The organism is Mesorhizobium sp. M7A.F.Ca.CA.001.08.2.1 (genome assembly GCF_003998455.1).
Lineage (GTDB): Bacteria > Pseudomonadota > Alphaproteobacteria > Rhizobiales > Rhizobiaceae > Mesorhizobium > Mesorhizobium ciceri.
On sequence record NZ_RZPW01000702.1, the window covers coordinates 1 to 3,273 of the forward strand.

The 3,273-nt window shown below is 62.8% G+C and carries 4 protein-coding genes; all 4 read right to left on the bottom strand.

Annotated features, from left to right (window positions below; genetic code table 11):
• Nucleotides 1-16: 16 nt before the first annotated feature.
• Entirely contained in the window at nucleotides 17-265 is a 249-nt protein-coding gene (locus tag EN914_RS29360; RefSeq protein ID WP_245497866.1) for an ABC transporter permease, read from the bottom strand.
• Nucleotides 265-1,128, bottom strand: coding sequence for an ABC transporter permease (locus tag EN914_RS29365; protein WP_013530806.1), 864 nt, complete (start codon nucleotides 1,126-1,128; stop codon nucleotides 265-267). Before EN914_RS29365 ends, EN914_RS29360 begins: the two co-directional genes overlap by 1 nt.
• A 64-nt stretch (nucleotides 1,129-1,192) precedes the next feature.
• A complete protein-coding gene (locus EN914_RS29370) occupies nucleotides 1,193-2,254 on the bottom strand; it encodes an ABC transporter substrate-binding protein (RefSeq protein WP_013530805.1) in 1,062 nt (353 codons plus the stop codon).
• Between the two features lie 57 nt (nucleotides 2,255-2,311).
• Nucleotides 2,312-3,273: PfkB family carbohydrate kinase (locus EN914_RS29375; RefSeq protein ID WP_127389447.1), on the bottom strand; the 962-nt coding region annotated here is incomplete at its 5' end.

Genomic DNA, 3,273 nt, shown 5'->3' on the forward strand with positions numbered 1-3,273 from the left:
GCTTCAGCTATGCTTCCTAGCCGAGCACGACACAGATGACGGTGGTGATGACGGCGATCTCGACGCTGTTCCAGGTGGCGGCGATCAGCTGGTCGTTCTGCCACAGCGAAGCGTACCATTCGGTCGTCCATTCGAACGGCAATTGGTAGAAGGGCGAGACGTTGAACGACATCAGCGCCATGATGATGATCGGCAGATAGAGGAAGGCGAGCAGCAGGCCGATGTAGAAGCGGCCAAGCCATTCGAGGACGCGGGTCGTCGCCATCACGCGGCCCTCCGCAGCACCGGCGACGCCACCGCCAGGATGACCAGCACCACGGCCAGCAGGATGAAGGAAAGCGCGGCACCGAGCGGCCAGTTGAACACGGCGACGAACTGGTCCTCGATGACCGTGCCGTAGAAGGTGCCGGTGCGACCGCCGAGGATGCGCGGCTCCATGAACGAGCCGACGACGGGGACGAAGATCAGGGCCGCACCCGCGACCAATCCGGGCATCGACAGCGGGATGATCACCCGCTTCAGCACCTGTAGCCGTGAAGCGCCAAGCGAACGCCCGGCCTCAATCAGGGAGTCATCGATCGCCTGCAGCGTGAGATAGCAGGTCAGCACCATGTAAGGCACGTAGGAATGCACCAGCCCGATGATGACGGCTGGATAGGAATACATCAGGTCGATGTTGATCTTGAACGGCAGCACGGCGTTGAGCGCGGTGTCGAGAATGCCGCCCTCGCGCAAAACCATCGCCCAGGAAAAGATGCGCACCAGCCCGTTCGACCAGAACGGCAAGATGACGAGCAGGAAGATCGCCTCGCGGCTGCGCCCCTTCAGCACTTTGGCGAGCACGTAAGCGGCGGGATAGCCGATGACGACGCACCACAGCGTCACTTCGAGGCCAAGCCGCAGCGAGGCCAGCAGCAGTGTCAGATAGAGGCTTTGCGAGAAGAAGGTGGCATAGTTGCCAAGGGTGAATGTCCACGGCTTTCCCGACAGCGGCAGCTCGGTCATGAACGAGAAAAAGACCATGGCCGAGAGCGGCAGGAAGATCGCCACCGTCAGCCAGAGATAGGCTGGTGCCAGCAGCGGCAATGCCGATCTCAGCCCGCTTCGCGACGCTGTCGCAGCTGCCATGATACCCTCCCCCAGGATTGAAACGCCAGCCGGCGCGAACCGCCGGCTGGCCGGGATGTTGGCTCTATTTCACGTCGACCTTCAACTGCTGCCACAGCGCCAGATAGGCTTCGCGCTGGGCATCGGTGATCGGCGCCTGGAACTGGATGCGTTTGGCCACCTCGGGGTCGCCCATGACCTTGCGGTTGAAGGCATCCTCGGGCAGCGCTTCCACCGCCTTGGTGTTGGCGGAGACAGGAGCACCGACCTTGGTGACCCATTCGACGTAGAATTTCGGGTCGATCATGTAGTTGATGAAAGCCTCGGCGCCGGCGACGTTCTTGGCGCCGACCGGAATGGAAAACGCGTCGAGCCAGGCGACGGCACCCTCCTGCGGCACGACCAGAGAGACCGGCAATTTGAAATGCGTCTTGGCGCGATCGGCCGAGCCGCTCCAGTAGGTGCCGATGTCGATCTGGTTGGAGGCGACCATCTGGTTCCAGTCGTTCTCCGAACTCCAGAAGGTCTTGATCTGCGGCATCAGCGAGGTGAGCTTCGCCTTGACCGCATCCATATCCTTGATGTCGTTGATGTTCTGGCCCGTTGCGATGGCGCCGAACTGCACCGCTTCGACGGCATCGTCGCGAATGACGACGCGGCCCTTGTGGGCGGCATCCCACATCTCGGCGATACTCGTCGGCGGCTTGTCGAAGGATTTGTCGTTGATCGCGAGCGCGGTGAGGCCCCACACCCACGGCACGCCATAGACCTTGCCGTCATGGACGAGCATCGGCGATCCCGCCTTGTCCTTGCTGATGTCGGCGTAGTTCGGCAATTTGGAGACGTCGATCGGCTGGATCAGTTTGCCGTCCATCGCCTGGTCGTTGAAGGCGGCATTGATCATGACCACGTCGTAGAGACCGGGATTGGTCCGGATCTTGGTCAGCATTTCCTGTTCGGAATTGAAGAAGTCGTTGACGACCTTGTTGCCGGTCGCTTTTTCGAAAGCCTCCACCGCCCATGGTTCGTCGGCGCCGTATCCCTTCCAGTTGAGCACATGCACTTCGTCAGCCTTGGCGGCGAATGCGAGTGCGGAGGTAAAGACGGCAGTCGCCGTCAGCAGAGCAGTCAAGTCAGGCATGCGCATGGTTGGTTCCTCTCTGTGGGTTTGCCCGATTCCCGGGCTTGTCAGGCTTTCCAGCTGTTATGCATTGGCCTTCTGTGTCCGGCCTGCTCCCGACGGATCGGCGGCATGGCTCAGGAATGTCTGGATTTGGTGGTCGGTCGGCGCCGACGAGCCGCCATGGCGGGTGACCGATATGGCCGCTGCCGCATTGGCATAGCGCGCTGCCTCGAAGGGCGGGATGCCGCGCGCCAGCGCGCTGACGAAAGCACCGATATGGGTGTCGCCAGCGCCATTGGTGTCGATGGCGGTGACCTTGAAGCCGGCAACGGTCTGCGCCGTGCCGTCGGCCAACCTGATATGGCAACCCTTTGCCCCGGAGCGGATGACCACGCCCGCTGCCTTCGGGCAGTGGTCGCCCAGCAGCCGTACCGCGAGGCCCTCGACATCGCCTGGGCCGGCAATCTCGGCGGCTTCCGTCGTGTTGCAGCTCAGCCATGTGGTGCGGGCAAGCACCCGCGACAGGATGGGACGCGGAATGTCCGTGATGACCGGCGTCGGGTCGAAGACGAAGGGAATACCTGTCGGCAGCGCCTCGATCCAATCAGTGAGCGCATCGCGGCTCTTGGGGTAGCTCAGCGTGTAGCCGGAGGTGAACACCCAGTCACCCGGTGCCACCGCGACCGGCGCCATCATGTCGAGGCTGAGAACGCTCTCCGCACCAGGCCACGACACGAAGGTGCGTTCGGCGTCGCTCGAAATCATGGCGACGCAGTTGCCGCTGTCCATCACGGGCGATGGCGGCGTCAGTGTCTCGATACCCTCGGCTATGAAAGCAGCGCGCAGGAAATCGCCATTGGGCCCGCTGCCGAGTTGGCCGCCGAACACCACCTGCATGCCGGTGCGGCTGGCCGCGACCATCATGTTGAAGCCGCCGCCGGCGACCTGGGCAAAGCTCGATGCCGTCTTTTCCATGCCGGGCGCCGGCAGGGCGTCGATGCGGTAGACATAGTCGACCACGGCACTGCCGACATGGACGAGAC

What these genes read in the sequence shown, in the direction of transcription:
- EN914_RS29365 (WP_013530806.1), bottom strand. Translation starts at nt 1,128, where the DNA reads ATGGCAGCTGCGACAGCGTCGCGAAGCGGGCTGAGATCGGCATTGCCG.
- EN914_RS29370 (WP_013530805.1), bottom strand. Translation starts at nt 2,254, where the DNA reads ATGCGCATGCCTGACTTGACTGCTCTGCTGACGGCGACTGCCGTCTTT.
- EN914_RS29360 (WP_245497866.1), bottom strand. Translation starts at nt 265, where the DNA reads ATGGCGACGACCCGCGTCCTCGAATGGCTTGGCCGCTTCTACATCGGC.